This window comes from Paraburkholderia sp. A1RI_3L (assembly GCF_048957895.1).
GTDB lineage: Bacteria > Pseudomonadota > Gammaproteobacteria > Burkholderiales > Burkholderiaceae > Paraburkholderia > Paraburkholderia kururiensis.
Genome location: NZ_JARCHA010000003.1, coordinates 192,526 through 213,821, shown reverse-complemented (window position 1 = coordinate 213,821; position 21,296 = coordinate 192,526). Strand labels below are relative to the sequence as shown.

Below are 21,296 nucleotides of genomic sequence, written 5' to 3'. Positions count from 1 at the left end.
TGATCTCTCCTTGCCTTGCTTTCTGTGAGTCAGGTCGCGTCGCTGCCGTGCGCGGGCACGATATGCCGCATCAAGCCGGATACCGCGCGCACGTTCTCCAGATCCATCAGTGCGTCGACGGCGGAATCGATCTGCGCCGGCGTCAGCACGCGTCGCGCGTTGTGCCTGAATTTGCCGATCAGTGCGGCATCGTCCATTTCGAAGCCGGGGCGTGGCGTGCCGTACGCGAACGTTGTCTCGTCGGTGTACGTGCGGCCATTCGCGCTCACTTCGATGCGACCGAGGCTCATCAAGCGATCCGCGAGCGGCCGACGCGTGTATTCCGGGTGTACTTCACACGTCACCTTGTCCATGAACGCGAGAATTTTCGCGTCGTGCATCGTGGCGTCGTCCTGCCACTCGTGGCCGATCGTTACCCCGTGCGCGGCGACCGCGAAGTTGTACGCCGCACTGAACTGAGCGTCGATTGCGCTGCGGATGATGCGGTTTTGCAGATGCGGCTTTTCGCAGTATTGCGGGCCGAACACACGAATGCTGTCGATGTCGTCCGGCGTGAATCCATGCAGCCCCACCATGCGGTAGAACAGGTCGAGACTCGAGTGCAGCACGCGACAGCACGGATAAGGCTTGTATTGCTGTTCGGCGAAGAGCCACTCGTCGTGCAGACCCGGCAGCACGCGTTCCGGCATCCAGGTATCGCTTCCCGTGAAGCGCCATAGGCCACTCACGCCGTCGAACAGCGTCTCGTCGCCGAGGTAGCCTATTTCGGCGAGATAGCAGGCGACGATCGCGCCGGTGCCCTGCCATCCCGGCGTGCCGTACTTCACCATCGACGTGGGCACGCTGTACGACAGCTTGCCGTGCGTCGGCACCTGCGTGTAATGCCCTGCGAGGCCAAGCGCGTGCGTCATCCGTTGCGTGTCGAGCGCGAGCAAGCGCCCGACACCCGCCGCAGCACCGACGTTGAACCGTGAGCCGCCGTACGGTGTCGTCCATTCGTAGCGCTGCGCGTCGGGGCCTTCGGCGAACACCTGGATCATCGGCGACATGCCGCGCGTAACGCGCATCGCCACTTCGTGCGACAGCACCGTCGCGAGGATCAGGTCCTTGCCCGAAGCGTTGCGCTGCTCGGCAATCGCCATCACGGGCGGTACGACGTAGGGCGACACGTGGCCACCTGGAATCACGAGCGCGTCGTAATCCATCGCGTTGATGAGTTCGCCGTTCGCGAGCACCGCGTTGCAGGGCGACACCTTGCCTGCCACACCGATGATGGACGCCTCGGCCGGGCCGCCGAGCCGCTGGGACAGCGCGATGCACAGCCGCCCCTTCTCCGACGATATCGATGCGAGCGCGCAACCGATCGAATCGAGCAGCACACGTTTCGCTTCGTGCACGATCGCATGCGGCAGATCGTCGAACGCGGCCTCGGCGGCAAAGCGCGACAACCCTTTCAGCACATCAGTCATAACCGTTCCTTCAAAAATGTGTCTCTTGCAGCGGTTCAAAATGCCACGACAAGCCCCGTTGAAACGCCCAGCGGATGACGCTGCGTCGTCTTCGTGCCATAGCCGAGCACCTGGTTTCCGGAGAGCGCGGTTCTATCGATTTCGCCATACAGGTAGGTGGTTTTCGACAAGGACCAGGTCGCCGCGAACATCAGCAGATCCTTTTTGCCGCTGGTTCCGGAGGCGGCGCCCGCTGCCCGGGCGATCGGCGTATCGACCAGGGTGCGAAACCAGCCGGCCGCCAGATTGAAGAATGGAGACACAGTCCAGTTTGCGCCGAACCAGCCGCCCCGCACACGTGTGTCGCCTTGCGCCGGCGTCAACGGCAGTCCGGCGACGACGTTGTTGAGCGCCCCGGCAAGGCGCTCGTCGTTGTAGCCGGCTGACACTCGTACAGATCCGAATCTGTACGCGGCGCCCGCAGACCACGAGCGGTCCGCATAGGTGGGCGTGTTCGCGTTGACGGTGGGCTCGCCGGCAACGGCCGGCGGCCCCGCAACCGCTGGCGCACCGGTGAAGACACCGCCCGTCGTCGCGATCTTGCGAGTGGTATACGAGCCCGCTATCACTAACGGCCCTGACTTGTATGCGAGCGATCCCGCAGTCGCCGTATTGGCCGTAACGGCGCCCGCGACGTTACCGAACGCGTGTTCGGCCCGCACGGTGATCGGACCGAACACGCCGGTGTACTGAACATCGTTGTGGAAACGCACGCCGGCGGTCACTTGCAAGACGCTGCTGCCAGGCACGATGGCGCTGACTGGATCGATGGTCGGATAACGATAGTTGAACGGATCGTAGTCGTAGCTCGTGCGCCAGCCCACGCTGTAGTTCTGGCCGAGGTCGATGGTTCCCCAGCGCGCGTGCGAGATTCCGACAATCGCCAACCGCTGGAACAACGCCCAGTTGCCCGTGATGGGTGAGCCGGTTGTCGATTCGAGCGCGCCGTTGCCTGCGTTCCAGCCCGTTTCGAGGTTGAAGTGCGCGCTCAACCCGCCGCCCAGTTCCTCGACGCCCTTGAAGCCGAGCCGATTCGGCGTCGACGTGCCGTTCGAGCCCATGCTTACCGAACTTTGGCCCGCGGCGTTCGCCTCGTGAAGGTAGCGCAGGCCCGCATCGTATATTCCATAGATCGTCACGCTCGACTCCGCATGGGCGGCGGCCGCGAACATCCCTAGCGCACCGGCCGCTATCAGTCTCTTCCTCATTCATGTCTCCAAGATAGATTTTTTTTGTGATTTCCCGCGGTTCAATTGGCCATCAGTCGCCAGCCGTGCGGGTACGGCGCATTTCGCATGTCAGCCGGTCTGCGCCAGTTCAGGTTCGTGCCCGGACTCTCGGTGCAATTGCCTTGAGACACCAAGGAGGCAAATCATGCCCACCGCGCAGAACACGGGAAAAATGCAGTCCACTCACCTTGCCGACTCGGCTGAATCAAAAGCGGCAGCGCCCTGCGGTCGATGAACGCGACCGCATTGATGACACACAACATCGCAGCCATCCACCCGTGCCTGCGCGCAGGCGTAGTCGAATCCGTTTGCACGTTCGTCTCCATCTGTTTTGTCTGGCGGACGTCGTTGCGGCGTCCGTCAGGGTTGCCCTGTCAGCCTGCGCGATCAGCCGCATCGCGGACGATGGCGTTGAAGCGCGTCGGGGCTTCGAGCTTCAGCATGTGTGCACAGTCTTCGAACACGTGAAGCCGGATTCCGGGAGCGGCTTCGCACAACGGCAACGCATGCTGTTCGACTGGAGCCAGGGTGTCGCGCGCACCAGCGAGCATGTCGATCGGGCATCGGATATCACCGACGAGAGAAGGCGTGTGCACGGAGAACAGCATTCGAACCGCCTGTGCCCATCCGCATGGCGTCACCGCATCGCGCAGTTGAGCCACCCGTTCCCGTACTTGCGACGTCGCATCGGCCGGGAGCAGGCGAGCCACCACCGCTGCGCGTGACGCTCCGTCAGGTGTCCTACCCGAATCGAGCATGCGTGCGAGCGCTTCGTCCCTTGTCGTGCCCGCCAACCGGCCACGCCCCGTATTGGGTGCCGCGAGCACGAGCCGCCCGAGCCGATGCGGGTAGCGCGCAGCGAACGCCATCGCGATCACGCTTCCCCACGAGCTGCCGACCAACGCGGCCATGCGCGTGCACTGCAACTGGTCGAGCAGACTCAGAAGCACGTCGGCGTAGTCGTCGGCGGGGGGCTCGGCCATGGCGAGCGGCGTACTGGCGCCAAAGCCCGGCGCATTCCAGGCAATGACGCGAAACCGGTGGGACAGACCCGCGAGCTGCGCGCGATAGCCCGCGGAGTTCGAGCCGATGCCATGCAGGCACACGATCACCGGCGCGCGAGCCGGCCCGCTTGCGCGCAGTTCGACATAACCACGTTCCGTCGCATAACGGTCAGAGTCGACCTCCACGCGCATCGGGGGCGGAAGATCGGCCTCGAGCAAGGCGAGATCGGCAGAAGAGAGGTTCGGCATCGCATCAACCCTCGGCGGCGTGTGCAAGATCCGGCGATTCCGTCTGACCGACGTAGCCCAGCCGACGCGACAGATCGGCTGCGGTCGAGCGCAGCGCGCGGGCAAACGGGCTGTCGAATTCTGGCTCGAAGCGCGCCGCGTCGCCTACCGCCGTTATCGCGAGCACCGCTGTGCCATCCGCGCCGCGCACCGGTGCGCTCAATGCGTGGATGATCGTGTGCGCGCCGTAGAACGCTCCGGGCGTACGCCTCGCGAGCCCGTGCAGGCGCACGCTTGCCAGTTCGTCGGCCCACGCCTGCGGCGTGGCCGGCCAGTCCACTTCGCCCGCCGAAGCGGCAATCAGTTCGGCGCCGACAAAGCGGTTCGTCGCTTCCGGCGGCAGATAAGCCGCGAGCGCGACGCCGGTCGCCGTCGACATCACGGGCAGCGTGAGTCCCACCGGCAGTTGCGGGCTGACGGGCTCCGACGACGGCTCCCACGCGACGATAGTCGGTCCATGATTGCCCCATACGGCGAGCGCGAGCGTCTGATCGAAGTCTTTCGCAAGACGCGCCATGGCGCGCGCGCCGAGCCGCATCGCGTGCAACTGTGACTGCACAGTCGTCGAGATGCCTGGCGGCGGCTTGCCGAAATCGTGCGGATCGGCAACCAGATACTGACCTCCGCCGAATACGAGCGGCTTGCGGGCCGTGCGGCGGAACGCCTCGATCTCTCCGACGAAAATCACGTGGTCGCCGCCCGGCAGCCGCGACACGACTTTGCACTCCAGCCATGCGCAACAGCCGCGCAGCAGCGCCACCCCGCCCTTGCCGCTGTCGGTCTCGACGTTTGCGAACTTGTCGATGCCCGATGACGCGAAGCGATTCGACAACTCAATCTGGTCCTCGGCAAGAATGTTGATCGCGAAGCGCGGCGCTTCGAGAAAGACCGGATGACTCGGCGATTTCGTCGCCTGACTCCACAGCACCAGCGGCGGATCGAGCGATACCGAGCTGAACGAATTGGCCGTCACACCATAGCGCTTGCCCTCGGCATCGGCGGTCGTGACCACCGTGACACCCGTCACGAAGGAGCCGAGCACCTGGCGCAGTTCCTTCGCATCGAACCGGCTCGTATCGCTCATGGTCACACCCGCTGCGTTTCTTCGAGGACAGGGCGCAAAGCGACTTGCCCCAGGTCTTTTAGATGCGGCATCACATGGTCGGAAAACAGATTCACCGACTTCACGACGTCGCTGTGCGCCATGTCGCCGAACACGTAGCTGCCGATCAGGTAGTTGAGCCCACCATCGGCGATCTGGCTGGCGAGTTCCTTCGTGACCGTTTCGGGCGAGCCCACCACCGCGTGACGGCTCGCAAGCAGCGAGTCGAAGTCGGGCGGCAGCTTTGCGTTGACGGGTTCCGTACCGTGCTTTCGCCACAGCCGGATGAAGTTGCCGAAGAATGTCGGCCATGCTTTGCGACCGATCTCGAGCGCGGCCTCGTCCGTATCGGCCACGATGATGTAGCGGTTCACGCCGATCAGCGGCAACTCGTCGTGAGCATCGTGCGTCTTGCTCCACTCTTCGCGATAACGGTCCGTAACCGCGCGGATTCGTTCGACCGGACCGCCGCACACGATGTTGATGCCGCGTTGCGCGGGCCACACCGTCGAATCCGGCGACGCGAGCGCATACCACACCGGCGGATGCGGATGTTGCAGCGGCTTGATCTCTACCGGGACGTCGTCGAATTGCCAGAACTGGCCCGCGAAATTCAGCCTGTCCGAAGTGAAGAACCGTGCGATGACGTCGAATGATTCCGCGTACATCTTCCCGGCATTCGCGGCATCGATGCCCATTGCCGCGAGTTCATGCGGAGACGCGCCGCGGCCAATGCCGAACTGGAAGCGGCCGTGGCTCAGGTGATCGAGCATGCAGATTTCTTCCGCCAGTCGCACCGGATGATGAATCGGCAGCAGATAAACGAGCGGACAGAGCCGGAGATGGCGGGTGCGCTGCGCGATAGCCGACATCAGCACATTCTGCGACGGCGTCGTGCTGAGCGGTGTCGCGTGATGCTCGCTCGTGTGATAGCAGTAGAAACCGTTGGCGTCGAACAGCTCCGCAAGCTGAAGACGCTCTTCGTACTGCTGCGCGAGCGGACGGCCGCTCCTGTCGTTTTGATCGAAAATGCCGAATTTCATGAGGGTTCCTTATTGATGTCCGGGCTATCTATCACGCGGATGGCTGCCGGGAAAAAACCTGAAAGATCTGCCTTTCGGCATCGAGAAAGACCAGCACCCTGCCGTGCGAGCCCATGTCGCGCTCCGAAACGAACTCGCCGCCGGCGGCTTCGACGCGCTCCCGAATTCCGTCGACGCTGTCCGCTTCGAAAACGACGACGCTGCCTGTCGCTCCCGGCGCGGCCTCCTCTACGGAGCTCAGCGCGAAGTTCGAGCCGCCCACGCCGAACTGCAGCCATTTCGAGCTGTCCCGAAACTTCAGCGTGAGCCCTAAAGCACGCTCGTAAAACGCCTGCGCCTTGTCCATGTCGCGGACGACCGTGTAGACGCTTTGAATCTTCTGGATCGCCATGCCTGCTTCTCCTGACTGGGAAACGACCGCCGTCGCGGCCCGATGCGGCCGCACTGTTCTTGCGTCGGCGTTCGTGGTATATTGTTGAACGCGTGGTGTATGGTTGTATTATGCGCCGTGCGCGCGCCCTGTCAATGCAAGGGCGCCAGGTGCTCAACCCGTGCAAAAATGCGGGGATCGGTCGCAAAACGTTGTGGGAGCAGGGGTTGCGCGCCGCGGCGCGCGCCATGGCTTGCGCGCGAGGCCCGGGTTAATCCCTAGACGAACGCATGCATTTGACTTGCTGGAATTGACGAGAAATGGAACAACCAGACACTTCAGAACCGGTTGAAAAGAACGAGCGACGCGGTATTCAGTCCGTCGAAATCGCTTTCCGGCTATTGATGGCATTGCAGAACACGCAGCAGGCCCTGCCGCTCAAAGAGATCGCGACGCGCGCGGAGATGACACCCAGTGCCGCAAACAACTATCTCGTGAGCCTCGTGCGCACGGGTCTTGCCGCGGCGGACGAGAAACCGGGCTACTACAGGCTTGGCCCGGCGGCACTGATGCTGGGGGTCAGCGCAACGCGGCAGATCGACGGCTTCGACGTGGTGCGGGGCGAATTGGGAAAGTTGCGCGACGCCACACAGTGCAGCGGCGCCATCACGATGTGGACGACCGACGGCGTGTTGAGCCTCTTCAAACTCGAAGGACAGCAGCGCGGCGCATTCGAGCTACGCACGGGTCTGATGTCGTTGCTCTCAACGGCAGCAGGCAAGGTGTTCGCTGCGAGCCTGCCGCTCGCCGTGACGCGACCGTTTCTCGAACAGGAACTGGCCTCGCGCAAAGCAGGCGGCGACGCGATCCAAACATTCCACGCGGACGTGATGCATGAACTGCAGGCGAACGGCTACGCAACCATGCGGCGTTCGGACATTGCGGGCTACGCGTCTATTGCGGCGCCGGTCATCAACTGGACCGGCGACGTCAAGTTCGTCATCAGCCTCGTGGGGGCCGACACCGTGCTGGACTTCGAGCCCGGGTCAAAGCATGTGGTCGCCCTGCTCGAGTCTGCGGCGCTGGCGACCGCCCTGCTGGGCGGTCGGCCCCGCTCGCAAAGCAACGCGGCGAACTGATGCGGTCGCGCGCGGGCCGGCGCAGTGCGCTCAAGCGCAGACAGCGAGCGACGCAAGCCGGTGCAGCACCGCTTCAGCGGCCGCGCCCGCCGATGCGGGGTTCTGCCCCGTGACGAGGTTGCCGTCGATCACTAAGTGGCTGCTCCACGGCGCGCCCGCTTCGAACAAGGCCCCGGCAGCGCGGAGGCGATCTTCCAGCAACCAGGGTGCGTTGGCGGCAAGGCCGACTTGCGTCTCTTCATCGTTGGTGAAGGCGGTCATTCTTCTGCCTTTGAACGCCCAGTCTTGAGCGTCGCCCGCGGACAGAAAGCTCGCCTGCCCGTGGCATACCGCTGCAACGACCTGTCGCTCGTTATGAAGTGCCGCTTGCAGGATCCTGCCTACGCCTGCGTCGACTGCGAGATCCTGCATGGGGCCGTGTCCGCCCGGCACGAACACGGCGTCGAAGTCGGCAGCGTTCACGTTCTCGGTGGGCAATGGCGCGCGTAGGGCGTCGGCAAAGCGCTCGAGGTAAGACGCCAGTTCGGCGACTTTTTCGGTATCACCGTGATTGCCCTGCGGCGAGAGGCTCAGGGCATCGACAATCGACGGCTTGCCGGCTGGCGTAGCCAGCGTGATGCGGGCGCCGGCCCGTATGAAGATGTCATGCGGCGTGACGAACTCTTCGGCCCAGAAGCCGGTTGGACGTTGCGTGCCGTCTTTCTGTGTCCATGTTGTCGCGCCAGTCAGAATCATCAGGATGGAATGCATGTGCGTTGTTCGCCTTGAAGTGATGCCCGTAGAGCCGGCCCGAGTTTCGTCAGGAAATGTGGAGCAGCGGCCATCAGGCAGTGGATCGGGTATGCGTCGGCTAGTGTCGACCGTGCCGGTAATCGCGTAAATGAATGCACCGCGATTTCTCAATTCCTGTATCCGGAACGCCATGTGGAGAAGCGCATGAACCGATTCGAAGCGTTGCGAATTTTTTGTGTAGCCGCCGGAAGTGCTAACTTCCGGGCAGCTGCCACACGAATGGGCGTGTCGCCGCAGGTCATTACGCGCGTTATACGGGAACTGGAAGCGGAGTTCGGCGAGCCGCTCTTTCATCGCAGCACGCGTGGGGTGCGGCTCACACACGTCGGCGAGCAGCTCGCCTCGAAGAGCGCAGCCGCGATTGCAGGCATTGACGAAATCTTTGCGCATGGTGCCGACCACGCCCCTCGCGAGCTCGCCGGCACGGTGAGGATTGCCGCTCCGACCTCACTGGGACGGCGCGTTATCACACCGGGGCTCGCGCCGCTCGTCGCGAGTCATCCGGGTCTTGTCGTGGATTTACGTTTGTCGGAAGTGCTCGCCGATGTCGTGGACGAACGGATCGACATCGGCGTACGCATCGGGCCGATGCGCGATAGCAGCCATGTCGCGAGAGCGGTATCGGGCGCATCGCTAGTGATTGCTGGCTCGCCGGAACTCGTGGCACGATGGGGTGAACCCGAAAACCAGACGGCATTGGAGAAGGCTCCGCTCACCATGCTGATCGACCGCAATACCGGCCGCCCATGGCCCTGGCTACTCAATGGCGTGGAGCCTTTCGTACCCACGAATCCGGTATTCGTCACGGACGATCCGGAAGCGGAATGCGAGGCCGTGCTGGCCGGCATGGGTTTCGGTCAATTGCCAGGGCATCTCGCCACGCCGCTGTTGCGTGAAAATCGCCTTGTCCCCGTTCTAGAAAAACTGCGCCCTGCCGCCGCCGTCATGTATGTATACCGGCCCTACCGGATACCGGTACCGGCACGGGTCCGCGTGGTTTTCGACGCATTGTGTCAGTTGCTGGACAATTGCGAGGAGACGCTACATGGCCCAAGCGCCAGCTATACGTAGTCAAGCGATGGCGCGAACACCCACTTTCCGCAGTCTCCACCGCCCCTTGCGGGTCGTTCAGAGCCGCTGTCGGCGCGCTGCACAGCACCACGCATCGTTTAGCCCGAAAGGCCGAAGTGGATACTGCTTCGGTAAGCACCGACCCGGACCGTCTTGAAGGATTGACGACCGAGAGCAGGCGGTCTGCCAGATTGACCTGCCCTGGAATTTTCGGACCGGTTGAAACTTGAGAGAATGGCTTCCAACGGAGAAAAGGAAGTCATGAAGACGAGCCGGTTTACCGACGAACAGATGGTCACCATCCTGCGCGAGGCGGACAAGGCGCCGGTCGCTGAGGCCGCGAAGAAGCACGGGATCAGCGAGCAAACCATTTACAACTGGCGGCAGCATTTCGGCGGGCTGGAAGCCGCCGATGTGAAGCGGCTCAAGCAACTCGAGCAAGAGAATGCGCGGCTGAAGAAGATGTTTGCCGAGCGCGATTCCGTCCGCGTTGGACGATATTCCGCACGAGCCGAACGAAGCACAACTAGTTCAGTGCGTCATCGCGGTCACATGCTAGCCTCGATATGGCAAATCCGCAGCGTGAGGGTGCCGGCGATGTCGCTACCGGGGAATGTCCAGGCAACGAGAAGGCAACCGTTACCAGGGACGACGACATACCCAAGAGCGCAAAAAGAGAAGCCCGCGTAACCTGTTGATTACGCGGGCTTGTTCTGGTCGGGGCGAGAGGATTTGAACCTCCGACCACCTGCACCCCATGCAGGTACGCTACCAGGCTGCGCTACGCCCCGAAAGCACAAAAGTATAACAGAGTGTTTGTGCGTTTAGAACCTTTACGTACGAACTTACCGCAACGTCGGTCCGGCTAATGGCTCAGCGCGTCGAGCACGTTGAGCAGATCGCGACGCAGTTGCTCGACATCGACGCTCGATGCCGGTTTTGCCGTTACCGCATGCACCTGTCTGTCCATCTCGCGCACAGGCTCTTCCACCACATCGCCACGCGAGTCCAGCCGGTTGCGCGCGCCGTTGATCGTGAACCCCTGCTCGTAAAGCAGTTCGCGAATCCGGCGAATCAGCAGCACCTCGTGATGCTGATAGTAGCGTCGGTTGCCCCGCCGCTTCACGGGCTTCAGCTGCGTGAACTCCTGCTCCCAATACCGCAGCACGTGCGGCTTCACGCCGCACAACTCACTCACCTCTCCGATCGTGAAATAACGCTTCGCGGGAATCGGAGGCAAGACGACTTTTTCAGTTGTCGCTGTCATCGCCGGTTAGCCGTCGTGGTGTTGGTAGAGGTGCTGCGAAGGGCGTTCGCCACGGTTGCGCCGCGCGTCGCATGGCGCCGCGGCGCAACGTCTAGTTGCGCGCGTAACTCGTGTCGGCGCCGTTCTCGACGAGCGCCTTCAGCTTCTGGCTGGCGTGGAACGTGACGACGCGACGTGCCGCAATCGGAATGGCCTCGCCGGTTTTCGGATTGCGACCGGGCCGCTGCGGCTTGTCGCGCAGCTGAAAGTTGCCGAAGCCGGAGAGCTTCACGCTCTCGCCGCTTTCCAGCGCATCGCGGATCACCTCGAAAAACGCCTCCACCATGTCTTTCGCTTCGCGCTTGTTGAGCCCGACATTATCGAACAGCAATTCGGCGAGTTCAGCCTTCGTAAGCGTAGGCGTCTCCGTGGAGGCGGGGGCCGTTGATGTCGGGATGTCGCGAATCATGGCGCTGCGTTGCGCCGCAAGAAGGGCTTCGAAATCGCTCGAGTTCATTTCGTTCATGTAGCTATGAATGGCGCGCGAACCAGTAAGCTGCTATGCGCGAATTGCCGTTTCGGTTATCCGCGCAACCGGGCGCCATAGACTCGAGCCAGGCGATCCACCAGAGACTTGATGGCCTGATCGACCGTTTCGTCCTGAAGGGTCCCGCCAGTATCTTGCAAGGTCACCCGGAAGGCAAGGCTTTTCTCGTGCGCAGCCATACCACCGGAAGTGTTTGATTTTGCACGAAATTCGTCGAACAACGCAACCCTCTGAACGATCTTCGCGGGACCTTCCTGAAGGGCCTTTTGCATCTCGTCCAGAAGCGCCTGCACCTCGATTTTCTGGTCGACCACGAGTGCGATGTCGCGACGCACGGGCGGGAATTTCGACACGTCCGTCGGGCTCGGCAGCGCACGCTGCATGAGCGCCTGCGCTTCGATTTCGAACAGGATCGGCGCGTGCGGCAGATCGTACTTCTGCATCCAGCGCGGATGCAGTTCGCCGATCCAGCCCACTGCGCGCCCGTCCACTTCGATGCGCGCGCAACGCCCCGGATGCAACGCCGGATGCTCGGCCTTGACGAAGCGCGCCACGGTCGGTGCGAGCAACGCTTCCAGGTCGCCCTTCACGTCGAAGAAATCGACGGCACGCGTGGGCGACGCCCACTGCTCGTCCGCAGTAGAGCCATAGGCCAGCGCGCCGACCATCTTGGGCTGCGCGAAACCTTCCACGGTCATCTCGCCCGAAGCAATGGAGGCATCGGGCAGAAACACGCGACCCACCTCGAACACGCGGATGCGTTCGGCGCGGCGGTTCAGGTTGTATCGCAGCACGCCGATCAGGCTACCGAACAGCGTGGTGCGCATCACGGACAGCTGGCTCGCGATGGGATTCAGCAGACGCACGGGCTTGTCGTTGCCGGCGAAGTCGTGCTCCCATTCGGCGTCCACGAAGCTGAAGTTGACCGTCTCCGCGTAGTCGCGCGCGGCAAGTGCATGGCGAATGTCGTGCACGGAGCGCTGCGTCTCGTGAGTGGGACGCATGACGTTCGACGCAACCGGCGGACGCGCCGGAATCTTTTCGAAACCGTAGATGCGGGCGACTTCCTCGATCAGATCTTCCTCGATCTCGATGTCGAAGCGATACGCGGGCGGCGTCACCGAGAACGTCTCGCCGTCGCTTTCGAAGGCAAGACGGAGACGCATGAAAATCTGCGCGATTTCGTCCGCGCCGATCTGCACGCCGATGATCCGGTTCGCGCGCGACACGCGCATCTTCACCGGCTCGCGCTTCGGCACATTGACGACCTGGTCGTCAACCGGGCCGGCCTCGCCGCCGCAGATACCGAGAATGAGCTGCGTGAGATATTCGATGTGTTCGACCGTCGTCGACCAGTCCACACCGCGCTCGAAGCGATGCGCCGCGTCGGTGGAGAAGTTGAAGCGGCGCGAGCGGCCGCGAATGCTGTCCGGCCACCAGAAGGCGGCTTCGAGGTAGATGTTCGTCGTATCGAGCGTAACAGCGGTGCTGTCGCCGCCCATGATGCCGGCGAGGCTTTCGATCTGGTGATCGTCCGCGATTACGCCTACGGCCTCGTCCACTTCGATGGTGTTGCCGTTCAGGAGCTTGAGCGTCTCGCCCTTGCGGCCCCAGCGCACGTCCATCGCACCGTGAATCTTGTCGAGATCGAACACATGCGAAGGCCGGCCCAATTCGAGCATCACGTAGTTCGAGATGTCGACGAGCGCCGAGATGCTGCGCTGACCCGAACGTTCGAGCCTCGCCACCATCCACTGCGGCGTCTTCGCGCGCGCGTTCACGCCGCGAATCACGCGACCCGAGAAGCGACCACACAGATCGGGCGCGGAAACGCGTACCGGCAGCGTATCGGCAAGCTTCACTTCGGCAGCCTTGAACTGCGGCGCCTTCAACGGCGCACCGGTGATGGCTGCGGTCTCGCGCGCGATGCCGAAGACGGAAAGGCAGTCGGCCTTGTTCGGCGTGAGCTTGATTTCGAAGACGGTGTCGTCGAGATTGAGTGCTTCGCGGATGTCCTGGCCGATCGGCGTGTCTTCCGGCAGGATCAACAGGCCGCTGTGATCTTCCGAAAGCTTCAGCTCACGCGCCGAGCACAGCATGCCCTGACTCTCCACACCGCGCAGCTTCGAGAGCTTGATGGCAAACGGCGCGCCGCCCTCTTCCGCCGGCGGCAACTGCGCGCCCACCAGCGCGACGGGCACCTTGATGCCGGGCGCCACATTGGGCGCGCCGCAGACGATGTTCAGCGTCGCGCCCGTGCCGGCATCGACTTGACATACGTTGAGCTTGTCCGCGTCCGGATGCTTGACCACTTCCAGCACGCGCCCCACCACGATCTTCGACGTGGGCGGCGCAGCCGGGCGCAGCCCCTCAACCTCGAGACCAGCCATCGTCAGCGCATGGGACAGCTCTTCGGTAGTGAGCTGCGGATCGACAAAGGTTCTGAGCCAGGATTCCGGGAATTGCATGAGTCTGTACGTTCCAACAGGTTAGGAGCACGGCGCCGCGCGACTCGCCTCGTTGCAGCGCGGCCGGCCAGTGGGCGGCGCGGCCCGGTCCACGGGCGCAGCCGCTCGGTCGTATCGCGGGTCAGGCAAATTGCTTCAGGAACCGCAGGTCGTTCTCGAAGAACAGACGCAGGTCCTGCACGCCGTAACGCAGCATGGTCAGACGCTCGAGACCGCTACCGAAGGCAAAGCCGATATAGCGCTCCGGGTCGAGGCCCATGTTGCGGATCACGGTGGGATGCACCTGCCCCGAACCGGAAATCTCCAGCCACTTGCCCGCGTTCTTGCCCTGCTCGAACATCATGTCGATCTCGGCCGAGGGCTCGGTGAACGGAAAGTAGGACGGCCGGAAACGCACCAGGATGTCGTCGCGCTCGAAGAACTTCTTGAGGAAATCGGAGTAGACGCCCTTGAGGTCCGCAAAGCTGATGTTCTCGTCGATCCACAGGCCTTCGACCTGATTGAACATCGGCGAGTGCGTGGCGTCGCTGTCTACCCGATACGTGCGCCCCGGCACGATGACCTTGATGGGCGGCGTGTGAGTGCGTGCATAGCGAACCTGCATGGGGCTCGTATGCGTGCGCAGCAGCAGCGGGCGGCCATCCTTGTCCTTGCCGTCCACGTAGAACGTGTCCTGCATGGAACGCGCCGGGTGGTTCTCGGGGCTGTTGAGCGCCGTGAAGTTGTACCAGTCGGTCTCGATCTCGGGACCGTCTGCCACGTCGAAGCCGATCGAGCCGAAGATCTGCTCGACGCGCTCCCACGTTTGCATCACCGGATGAAGGCTGCCTGCGCCCATGCCGCGACCGGGCAGCGTGACGTCGATGGCTTCGGCGGCGAGGCGCTGGTTCAACAGCGCGTCGGCGAGCGCCTGACGGCGTGCCGTCAGCGCCGCTTCCACCTGCTGCTTCGCGACGTTGATGCGCGCGCCTTCGGTCTTGCGCGTTTCGGGGTCAAGCTTGCCCAATCCCTTCAGGCGTTCCGTGAGGACACCCGACTTGCCGAGAAAGCGCGCCTTCTCGTTCTCGAGCGTGTTGACATCGGGCGCCTCGGCAAAGGCGCTTTGCGCGTCAGCGACAATCTGGTCCAGATCCATTGGTCCCATCGTTTCAACGTCAGTGTTTCAGTGTCTGTAGTACGGCGTAGCGGAGCCGGAGCACGACCGGTCCGACACCCACGCGCGACTGGCTCGACCAACAAAAACGGGGCTCGGTGAGGAGCCCCGTTTTTGTTGCAGCGTCACCGGCAAGCCGGAATGTTCGCTGCAACCAACCACGCAATACCTGAGCGCCTGGTTAGCGATCAGGCCGCAACGGCGGCTTTCACCTGCTGGACGACAGCAGCAAAAGCAGCCTTGTCGAACACAGCCATGTCGGCCAGCACCTTGCGGTCGAGTTCGATCGACGCCTTCTTCAGGCCGTTGATGAACACGCTGTACGTCATGTCGTGCTGACGCACCGCCGCGTTGATACGCGTGATCCACAGTGCGCGGAACACACGTTTCTTGTTGCGACGGTCGCGGTAGGCGTACTGGCCTGCGCGCATGACCGCCTGCTTGGCGATGCGATAGACGTTATTGCGGCGGCCGCGGTAACCCTTGGCCAGCTTGATGATCTTCTTGTGACGGGCCCGTGCGGTAACCCCACGTTTGACTCGAGGCATGTTTCGCTCCTATGAGTATCGGTTGAGGGTTACGCGAACGGCAGCATTGCGCGCACGGAGTTCAGATCGGAATCGTGAACGGCCGTAGCGCCACGCAGGTGCCGCTTGTTCTTGGTGGTCTTCTTCGTCAGGATGTGGCGCTTGAAGGCTTGACCGCGCTTAACGGTACCACCCGGACGCACCACGAAGCGCTTCGCAGCGCTCTTCTTGGTCTTCATCTTGGGCATGACAGACAACTCCATTATTTGATGGACATGGGTGTGCGGTTGGCTCGCGAACGCCCGATGCAAAAGCCCGGGACCATCGTTTGCCCTTCACCCGCCCTTCGAAACCCACTCCACTTGGTATGCAGCCGGCCGGTGATGCTGGCCGCCGCTTTCAGGAAAAACGCCCGTCGCCGCACCGATCACTGAGATCGACACAGGATGCGGGCGCCGTTCCGGAACCTGCTGGCGCGAAGCGTCTAACGACAATCCGCGCACTAACCTGCTTCGCACGGCAGCGAAGTGCCTTGCGGCACATCGCGCTTGCCCTGCGCTTACTTCTTCTTCTTGGGAGCGAGCACCATGATCATCTGGCGCCCTTCCATTTTCGGCATCTGCTCGACCTGCCCCACCTCGTCGAGGTCAGTACGCAGGCGCTCCAGCATGCGCATACCGATTTCCTGGTGAGCCATTTCGCGGCCACGGAAACGCAACGTGATCTTCGTCTTGTCGCCGTCTTCGAGGAAGCGGACGAGGTTGCGCAGCTTGACGTGGTAATCGCCGTCATCGGTCCCGGGGCGGAACTTCACTTCCTTGACCTGGATGACCTTTTGCTTGAGCTTCGCCTCGTGCTGCTTCTTCGCTTCCTGGTACTTGAACTTGCCATAGTCCATCAGGCGGCACACCGGAGGCACTGCCTGCGGGGCAATTTCTACCAGGTCGAGATCCTGTTGTTCCGACAGACGGAAAGCATCTGCAAGCTTCACGATGCCGAGCGGCTCGTTATCGACTCCGACGAGACGCACCTCGGGCGCGGTAATTTCGCCGTTGATGCGATGCGACTTTTCAGTAGCGATGTTACGTTTCCTCTAAAAATTAAAAAAACGAGCCGCGCTGCCAGGTGGTTTACCTGAACGCCTGCAGGTCTTCACGCAGGCGTTCAACGAAGGCATCGACCGGCATCACACCGAGATCGACACCGCCACGGGCACGCACGGCTACCGTTTGCGCTTCACGCTCCTTGTCGCCGACCACCAGCAGGTACGGGACCTTTTCGAGCGTGTGTTCGCGTATTTTATAGCTAATTTTCTCGTTGCGCAAATCGGCCTCTACTCTAACCCCTTGTTTTTGCAACGTTTGGGCCAATTTTTGCGCATATTCGGCCTGACTTTCAGCAATATTCATCACAACCACCTGCATCGGAGCCAGCCAGGCAGGCATCGCGCCGGCATGGTGCTCGATCAGGATCCCGAGGAAGCGCTCCATTGATCCGAGGATTGCCCGGTGCAGCATGATCGGGCGCCGGCGGCTGTTGTCCTCGGCCACGTACTCGGCGCCAAGGCGCTCCGGCAGCACCATGTCGAGCTGCAGCGTGCCGCACTGCCACGAGCGGCCGAGCGCGTCCTTGATGTGGTACTCGACCTTCGGACCGTAGAACGCGCCTTCACCCGGCAGCTCTTCCCAGCTCACACCGCAGGCCGTGAGCGCGCGGCGCAGGCCGTCCTCTGCGCGATCCCACGTTTCGTCCGTGCCGGCGCGCGAGTCCGGACGCAGCGACAGCTTGATGTCGATGTGATCGAAGCCGAAATCCTTGTACACGCTCATGGCGAGCGTGTTGAAAGCGATCGACTCGCTGATGAACTGATCTTCCGTGCAAAAGATGTGTGCATCGTCCTGCACGAAGCCGCGCACGCGCATGAGCCCGTGCAGCGCGCCGGAAGCCTCGTTGCGATGGCACGAGCCGAATTCCGCGTAACGCAGCGGCAGATCGCGGTACGACCGCAAGCCATGATTGAACACCTGCACGTGGCCCGGGCAGTTCATCGGCTTGATGGCGTAGTCGCGCTTTTCCGACTCCGTCGTGAACATGTTTTCACGATAGTTCTGCCAGTGGCCGGACGCTTCCCAGAGCGAGCGGTCCATGATCATCGGCGTCTTGATCTCGAGATAGCCGGCCTCGGCCACGCGGCGGCGCATGTACTGCTCCACCTGCTGCCAGAGCGTCCAGCCGCGCGGATGCCAGAACACCATGCCGGGCGACTCGTCCTGCATGTGGAACAGGTCCAACTGCTTGCCGAGCTTGCGGTGGTCGCGTTTCTCCGCCTCTTCGAGCATGTGCAGGTACGCGTCCTGTTCTTCCTTCTTCGCCCAGGCTGTGCCGTAGATGCGCTGCAACTGCTCGTTCTTCGCGTCGCCGCGCCAGTAGGCGCCCGCCACCTTCATGAGCTTGAAGACCTTGAGCTTGCCCGTGGACGGCACGTGCGGGCCGCGGCAAAGATCCGTGAACCCACCATGCGAATAGAGCTTGATCTCGTCGCTTGAGGGAATCGATCCGATGATCTCGGCCTTGTACTTCTCGCCGATGCTCTTGAAGTAGTCGACCGCCTCGTCGCGCGAGACGACGCGACGCGTAACCGGCTCGTCCTTCTTTGCGAGCTCCTGCATACGCTTTTCGATCTTCTCGAGATCCTCAGGCGTGAAGGGACGGCTGTACGCGAAGTCGTAATAGAAGCCGTTGTCGATCACCGGTCCGATCGTGACCTGAGCTTCCGGGTAAAGCTCCTTCACCGCGTACGCCAACAGGTGTGCCGTGGAGTGGCGAATGATGTCGAGACCGTCGGGGTCCTTCTCCGTGACGATCGCAAGCGACGCATCGCGGTCGATGAGCGCCGACGTATCGACGAGCTCGCCATCGACCTTGCCGCCGAGCGCCGCCTTCGCGAGACCGGGGCCGATCGACGCGGCCACTTCGGCGACCGTCACGGGATGATCGTACTGTCGAACAGAACCGTCGGGCAGACGTATCGAAACCATTGCGTTCTCCATGTGCCGGCCGGCGGCACGTCAACAGGTGAAAGACAGAAACCCTACGCGGACCGGCAACGAAACCAGGGCAAAAAAAATGCGGCCCCGCTTTCGAGGGGCCGCATTCACATTTCGAACCAGACTACACGGCGAAATACAGAGGCGAAAGGGGTCCTCGACTAGCGTCGCTCCGAAGTAGTTTCGGTAAACGTTCGCGGTGTCATAACCGTATTCGCCTTATGCGCAAGAGCGCGTGCACTGCCGTTTGTACTACTGCTGATACCGCATGAAACCCGATGCATGACCAGGCTTCCGATTTCGTTGGTAGGCTCGATTGGACTCGAACCAACGACCCCCACCATGTCAAGGTGGTGCTCTAACCAGCTGAGCTACGAGCCTGAAGAAGCTGAAATTATATGGAGTACCGGAACACTTGGCAAGCACTTTTATGCGGCGACATGAAAACGCCTCATGCCTTGCGCGCGGCCCGCACCACGCCCTGCACCTCTCCCAGCAGGGTGCATGCACGCTGGATTTGCGCCGCGCTCGACACCTCGACGGTGAACTGCATGAAAGCCGCGTTTCGCCGCGACTGCGTCTTCACGCCGATCACGTTGATCTTCTCGCGCGCGAACACTTCGGAGATGTCGCGCAGCAGCCCTTGGCGGTCGCTCGCCTCGATCGTGAGATCCACGGGATAGACGGACTGTCCGCGCCCGCTCAGCACGTCCGCGGACCACGTGGTCTGCAGCACGCGCTCAGGCGCGCGCTCGGCCATGCGACGAAACGTGGGGCAATCCGTGCGATGGATCGACATGCCTTTGCCGCGCGTGACGAAGCCGCTGATGTCGTCGGGCGGTGCCGGACGGCAGCATCGCGCGAGCTGCGTGAGCAGCGCGTCCACGCCTACCACGAGCACGCCGGTGGATGCGCCATGCGCGACGCTCGCCCCGCTCGCGCGCTTCGTGATCTGCTCGGGCGTTTCCGTTTCCGGCTCGGGCGGCGGCGCGTCCTGCAACGCCTGCTCCACCTGACGCAGGCTGAACTCTTCCTTGCCGACCACGGAGAACAGATCGTCGGTCGACTTGAACCCGAGCTTGGCCGCGAGCTGGTCCAGATTGACCGAGGTCTTGCCCTCGCGCTGCAGCGTCTTTTCCACCATTGCGCGGCCAGACGCGATGTTCTCTTCGTGCTCGATCGCGTTGAACCACGCGCGCACCTTCTGGCGTGCACGCGGGCTTTGCAGATAGCCGAGCTGCGGGTTGAGCCAGTCGCGTGACGGCCCGCCCTCCTTCACCGCGATGACCTCGACCGTCTGACCGTTCTGCAGCGGCGTGTTGAGCGGCACCATCGCGCCGTCGACACGCGCGCCACGACAGCGGTGCCCCAGCTCGCTGTGCAGGTGATACGCGAAGTCGAGGGGCGTTGCGCCCTGCGGCAGCGCGATCACGCGCGCCTGCGGCGTCATCACATAGATGTGGTCGTCCTCGAAGGTAGCCTGGCGCAACTGGTCCCACGGCTGGCGGCCGTCGGACACGTCGTCTTTCCACGCGAGCAGTTGGCGCAGCCATGCGATCTTCTCATCGTAGCGGTCGCTCGCGCTGAACTGACCGCCATAACCACGCACGCCCGCTTCCTTGTAGCGCCAGTGGGCGGCCACACCGTATTCGGCGAACTGGTGCATCTCGTGCGTGCGGATCTGCACTTCGAACGCGCGCCCGTCGTCGCCGATCACAACCGTATGCAGCGACTTGTAGCCGTTCGGCTTCGGCCGGGAGATGTAGTCGTCGAACTCTCTCGGCACCGGTTGCCACAGGTTGTGCACGATGCCGAGCACGGTGTAGCAATCCTTGATGTCGGGAACGATGACGCGAAACGCGCGCACGTCGTAGAGTTCGGCGAAATCGAGCTCCTTGCCGCGCATCTTGCGCCAGATGCTGTAGATGTGCTTCGGCCGCCCCGACACCTCCGCATCGATGTGCGCGGCGGCAAGCTCGGCGCGCAGCCGATCGATGGCCTGCGTGACGTAGCTCTCGCGCTCCACGCGTTTCTCGTCGAGCAACTTCGCGATGCGCTTGTAGGTCTCGGGCTCTTCGAAGCGGAACGCGAGGTCCTCGAGCTCCCACTTCAACTGCCAGATGCCGAGCCGGTTCGCAAGCGGCGCGTAGATTTCGAGCGTCTCGCGCGCCACGTCGGGCGACGGCGTGAGCTTCGCCGCGGCGTAGTAGCGCAGCGACTGCAGCCGCGAGGCGAGCCGGATCAGCACGACACGGATGTCCTGCGCGAACGCGAGCAACATCTTGCGCAACGCTTCGACCTGCGCGCGACGCGCGGCCTGCGCGTCGCGACCGGCCTCGGGCATCGCATTCTGAGCGGCGCGCATGCTGACGGTGCCGAGCCTCAACAGCTTGCGCACGTCCGCAACGAGCTGCGAAACCTCTTCGCCGAAGCGTTCGGCCAGAATGCGCTCGGGGTCCGACAGATACGGCGTGAGCGCGAAGAGCGCCGCCGCCAGCACCGCGGGCGAATCGACGTTGAGCTTGCCCATGATCGACGCCGTCCCCGCCGCATGCTCGATCAGCAGTTCGCCGGACGGCAGTCGCGCGTCACCGGCGGTCTCGCGCACGAACGCGAGCGCGTCGTCGATGGACGGCACCGGACTCGTGGTGGTGGGGAGATTGTCGCGACTCATGATGCTTTGACCCGGCAATCATGCCGGGCTGGAACGATGAAACCGCCATGCGGCAGCCGAAGCTTCCGCACGGTCAATTGCAGGGCAA

The 21,296-nt window shown here is 62.9% G+C and carries 18 protein-coding genes, 2 tRNA genes and 1 pseudogene; 3 read left to right on the top strand and 18 right to left on the bottom strand.

The window, feature by feature from the left end; translation table 11 throughout:
• Nucleotides 1–29 precede the first annotated feature (29 nt).
• The 6 genes from PXJ20_RS10755 to PXJ20_RS10730 form a co-directional block, all read right to left on the bottom strand.
• The gene (locus PXJ20_RS10755; protein ID WP_421030676.1) at nt 30–1,469 is read right to left on the bottom strand and encodes an MmgE/PrpD family protein; all 1,440 of its coding nucleotides are present in this window, start codon (nt 1,467–1,469) and stop codon (nt 30–32) included.
• A gap of 35 nt (nt 1,470–1,504) precedes the next feature.
• Complete coding sequence (locus tag PXJ20_RS10750) at nt 1,505–2,716, bottom strand: porin (RefSeq protein ID WP_421030675.1); 1,212 nt, start codon at nt 2,714–2,716, stop codon at nt 1,505–1,507.
• A 395-nt stretch (nt 2,717–3,111) separates the two neighbouring features.
• On the bottom strand, nt 3,112–3,990 hold the full coding sequence (locus PXJ20_RS10745) for an alpha/beta fold hydrolase (protein WP_421030674.1): 879 nt from the start codon (nt 3,988–3,990) through the stop codon (nt 3,112–3,114).
• A gap of 4 nt (nt 3,991–3,994) precedes the next feature.
• Complete coding sequence (locus PXJ20_RS10740) at nt 3,995–5,113, bottom strand: flavin reductase (RefSeq protein WP_199541346.1); 1,119 nt, start codon at nt 5,111–5,113, stop codon at nt 3,995–3,997.
• 2 nt (nt 5,114–5,115) lie between these two features.
• Nucleotides 5,116–6,174, bottom strand: a complete 1,059-nt coding sequence (locus PXJ20_RS10735) for an LLM class flavin-dependent oxidoreductase (RefSeq protein ID WP_421030673.1) — start codon at nt 6,172–6,174, stop codon at nt 5,116–5,118.
• A 31-nt stretch (nt 6,175–6,205) separates the two neighbouring features.
• Complete coding sequence (locus PXJ20_RS10730) at nt 6,206–6,565, bottom strand: VOC family protein (RefSeq protein WP_413213540.1); 360 nt, start codon at nt 6,563–6,565, stop codon at nt 6,206–6,208.
• Nucleotides 6,566–6,864: 299 nt separating this feature from the next.
• Here PXJ20_RS10730 and PXJ20_RS10725 point away from each other — a divergent pair, with 299 nt between their 5' ends.
• On the top strand, nt 6,865–7,683 hold the full coding sequence (locus tag PXJ20_RS10725; protein ID WP_421030672.1) for an IclR family transcriptional regulator: 819 nt from the start codon (nt 6,865–6,867) through the stop codon (nt 7,681–7,683).
• Between the two features lie 30 nt (nt 7,684–7,713).
• Here PXJ20_RS10725 and PXJ20_RS10720 read toward each other — a convergent pair whose 3' ends face one another.
• The gene (locus PXJ20_RS10720) at nt 7,714–8,433 is read right to left on the bottom strand and encodes a type 1 glutamine amidotransferase domain-containing protein (protein ID WP_421030671.1); all 720 of its coding nucleotides are present in this window, start codon (nt 8,431–8,433) and stop codon (nt 7,714–7,716) included.
• A 186-nt stretch (nt 8,434–8,619) separates the two neighbouring features.
• Between PXJ20_RS10720 and PXJ20_RS10715 the strand changes: the two genes are divergently transcribed.
• Both PXJ20_RS10715 and PXJ20_RS10710 read left to right on the top strand, forming a co-directional pair.
• A complete protein-coding gene (locus tag PXJ20_RS10715; RefSeq protein WP_413213538.1) occupies nt 8,620–9,546 on the top strand; it encodes a LysR family transcriptional regulator in 927 nt (308 codons plus the stop codon).
• A gap of 261 nt (nt 9,547–9,807) precedes the next feature.
• Nucleotides 9,808–10,026 (top strand): annotated as a pseudogene (locus PXJ20_RS10710) (transposase); the annotation flags it as partial.
• Between the two features lie 234 nt (nt 10,027–10,260).
• Here the strand turns inward: PXJ20_RS10710 and PXJ20_RS10705 are convergent.
• The 11 genes from PXJ20_RS10705 to PXJ20_RS10655 form a co-directional block, all read right to left on the bottom strand.
• Nucleotides 10,261–10,337 (bottom strand) — tRNA-Pro (locus PXJ20_RS10705).
• Nucleotides 10,338–10,411: 74 nt separating this feature from the next.
• Entirely contained in the window at nt 10,412–10,813 is a 402-nt protein-coding gene (locus PXJ20_RS10700; RefSeq protein WP_421030670.1) for a MerR family transcriptional regulator, read from the bottom strand.
• Between the two features lie 91 nt (nt 10,814–10,904).
• Nucleotides 10,905–11,318 (bottom strand): integration host factor subunit alpha, encoded by a 414-nt coding sequence (locus PXJ20_RS10695; RefSeq protein ID WP_026122041.1) that lies wholly within the window; start codon nt 11,316–11,318, stop codon nt 10,905–10,907.
• A 56-nt stretch (nt 11,319–11,374) separates the two neighbouring features.
• Nucleotides 11,375–13,807 carry a phenylalanine--tRNA ligase subunit beta gene (gene pheT / locus PXJ20_RS10690; protein WP_421030669.1) on the bottom strand — a complete coding sequence of 811 codons (2,433 nt, stop codon included), beginning with the start codon at nt 13,805–13,807 and terminating at the stop codon, nt 11,375–11,377.
• Between the two features lie 121 nt (nt 13,808–13,928).
• On the bottom strand, nt 13,929–14,942 hold the full coding sequence (gene pheS, locus PXJ20_RS10685) for a phenylalanine--tRNA ligase subunit alpha (protein ID WP_017777779.1): 1,014 nt from the start codon (nt 14,940–14,942) through the stop codon (nt 13,929–13,931).
• A gap of 206 nt (nt 14,943–15,148) precedes the next feature.
• The gene (rplT, locus tag PXJ20_RS10680) at nt 15,149–15,508 is read right to left on the bottom strand and encodes a 50S ribosomal protein L20 (RefSeq protein ID WP_017777778.1); all 360 of its coding nucleotides are present in this window, start codon (nt 15,506–15,508) and stop codon (nt 15,149–15,151) included.
• 29 nt (nt 15,509–15,537) lie between these two features.
• Nucleotides 15,538–15,735: a 50S ribosomal protein L35 gene (gene rpmI, locus PXJ20_RS10675; protein WP_004191477.1), complete on the bottom strand. Its 198-nt coding sequence runs from the start codon at nt 15,733–15,735 to the stop codon at nt 15,538–15,540.
• Nucleotides 15,736–16,046: 311 nt separating this feature from the next.
• Complete coding sequence (gene infC, locus PXJ20_RS10670) at nt 16,047–16,568, bottom strand: translation initiation factor IF-3 (protein WP_081601939.1); 522 nt, start codon at nt 16,566–16,568, stop codon at nt 16,047–16,049.
• Between the two features lie 49 nt (nt 16,569–16,617).
• On the bottom strand, nt 16,618–18,525 hold the full coding sequence (gene thrS / locus PXJ20_RS10665) for a threonine--tRNA ligase (protein ID WP_277597688.1): 1,908 nt from the start codon (nt 18,523–18,525) through the stop codon (nt 16,618–16,620).
• 313 nt (nt 18,526–18,838) lie between these two features.
• A tRNA-Val gene (locus PXJ20_RS10660) sits at nt 18,839–18,915 on the bottom strand.
• A 70-nt stretch (nt 18,916–18,985) separates the two neighbouring features.
• Complete coding sequence (locus PXJ20_RS10655) at nt 18,986–21,208, bottom strand: RelA/SpoT family protein (protein ID WP_421030668.1); 2,223 nt, start codon at nt 21,206–21,208, stop codon at nt 18,986–18,988.
• Nucleotides 21,209–21,296 lie beyond the last annotated feature (88 nt).

Coding starts and splice junctions, on each gene's coding strand:
- PXJ20_RS10755 (WP_421030676.1), bottom strand. CDS start 1,469: ATGACTGATGTGCTGAAAGGGTTGTCGCGCTTTGCCGCCGAGGCCGCG.
- PXJ20_RS10750 (WP_421030675.1), bottom strand. CDS start 2,716: ATGAGGAAGAGACTGATAGCGGCCGGTGCGCTAGGGATGTTCGCGGCC.
- PXJ20_RS10745 (WP_421030674.1), bottom strand. CDS start 3,990: ATGCCGAACCTCTCTTCTGCCGATCTCGCCTTGCTCGAGGCCGATCTT.
- PXJ20_RS10740 (WP_199541346.1), bottom strand. CDS start 5,113: ATGAGCGATACGAGCCGGTTCGATGCGAAGGAACTGCGCCAGGTGCTC.
- PXJ20_RS10735 (WP_421030673.1), bottom strand. CDS start 6,174: ATGAAATTCGGCATTTTCGATCAAAACGACAGGAGCGGCCGTCCGCTC.
- PXJ20_RS10730 (WP_413213540.1), bottom strand. CDS start 6,565: ATGGCGATCCAGAAGATTCAAAGCGTCTACACGGTCGTCCGCGACATG.
- PXJ20_RS10725 (WP_421030672.1), top strand. CDS start 6,865: ATGGAACAACCAGACACTTCAGAACCGGTTGAAAAGAACGAGCGACGC.
- PXJ20_RS10720 (WP_421030671.1), bottom strand. CDS start 8,433: ATGCATTCCATCCTGATGATTCTGACTGGCGCGACAACATGGACACAG.
- PXJ20_RS10715 (WP_413213538.1), top strand. CDS start 8,620: ATGAACCGATTCGAAGCGTTGCGAATTTTTTGTGTAGCCGCCGGAAGT.
- PXJ20_RS10700 (WP_421030670.1), bottom strand. CDS start 10,813: ATGACAGCGACAACTGAAAAAGTCGTCTTGCCTCCGATTCCCGCGAAG.
- PXJ20_RS10695 (WP_026122041.1), bottom strand. CDS start 11,318: ATGAACGAAATGAACTCGAGCGATTTCGAAGCCCTTCTTGCGGCGCAA.
- pheT (WP_421030669.1), bottom strand. CDS start 13,807: ATGCAATTCCCGGAATCCTGGCTCAGAACCTTTGTCGATCCGCAGCTC.
- pheS (WP_017777779.1), bottom strand. CDS start 14,942: ATGGATCTGGACCAGATTGTCGCTGACGCGCAAAGCGCCTTTGCCGAG.
- rplT (WP_017777778.1), bottom strand. CDS start 15,508: ATGCCTCGAGTCAAACGTGGGGTTACCGCACGGGCCCGTCACAAGAAG.
- rpmI (WP_004191477.1), bottom strand. CDS start 15,735: ATGCCCAAGATGAAGACCAAGAAGAGCGCTGCGAAGCGCTTCGTGGTG.
- thrS (WP_277597688.1), bottom strand. CDS start 18,525: ATGGTTTCGATACGTCTGCCCGACGGTTCTGTTCGACAGTACGATCAT.
- PXJ20_RS10655 (WP_421030668.1), bottom strand. CDS start 21,208: ATGAGTCGCGACAATCTCCCCACCACCACGAGTCCGGTGCCGTCCATC.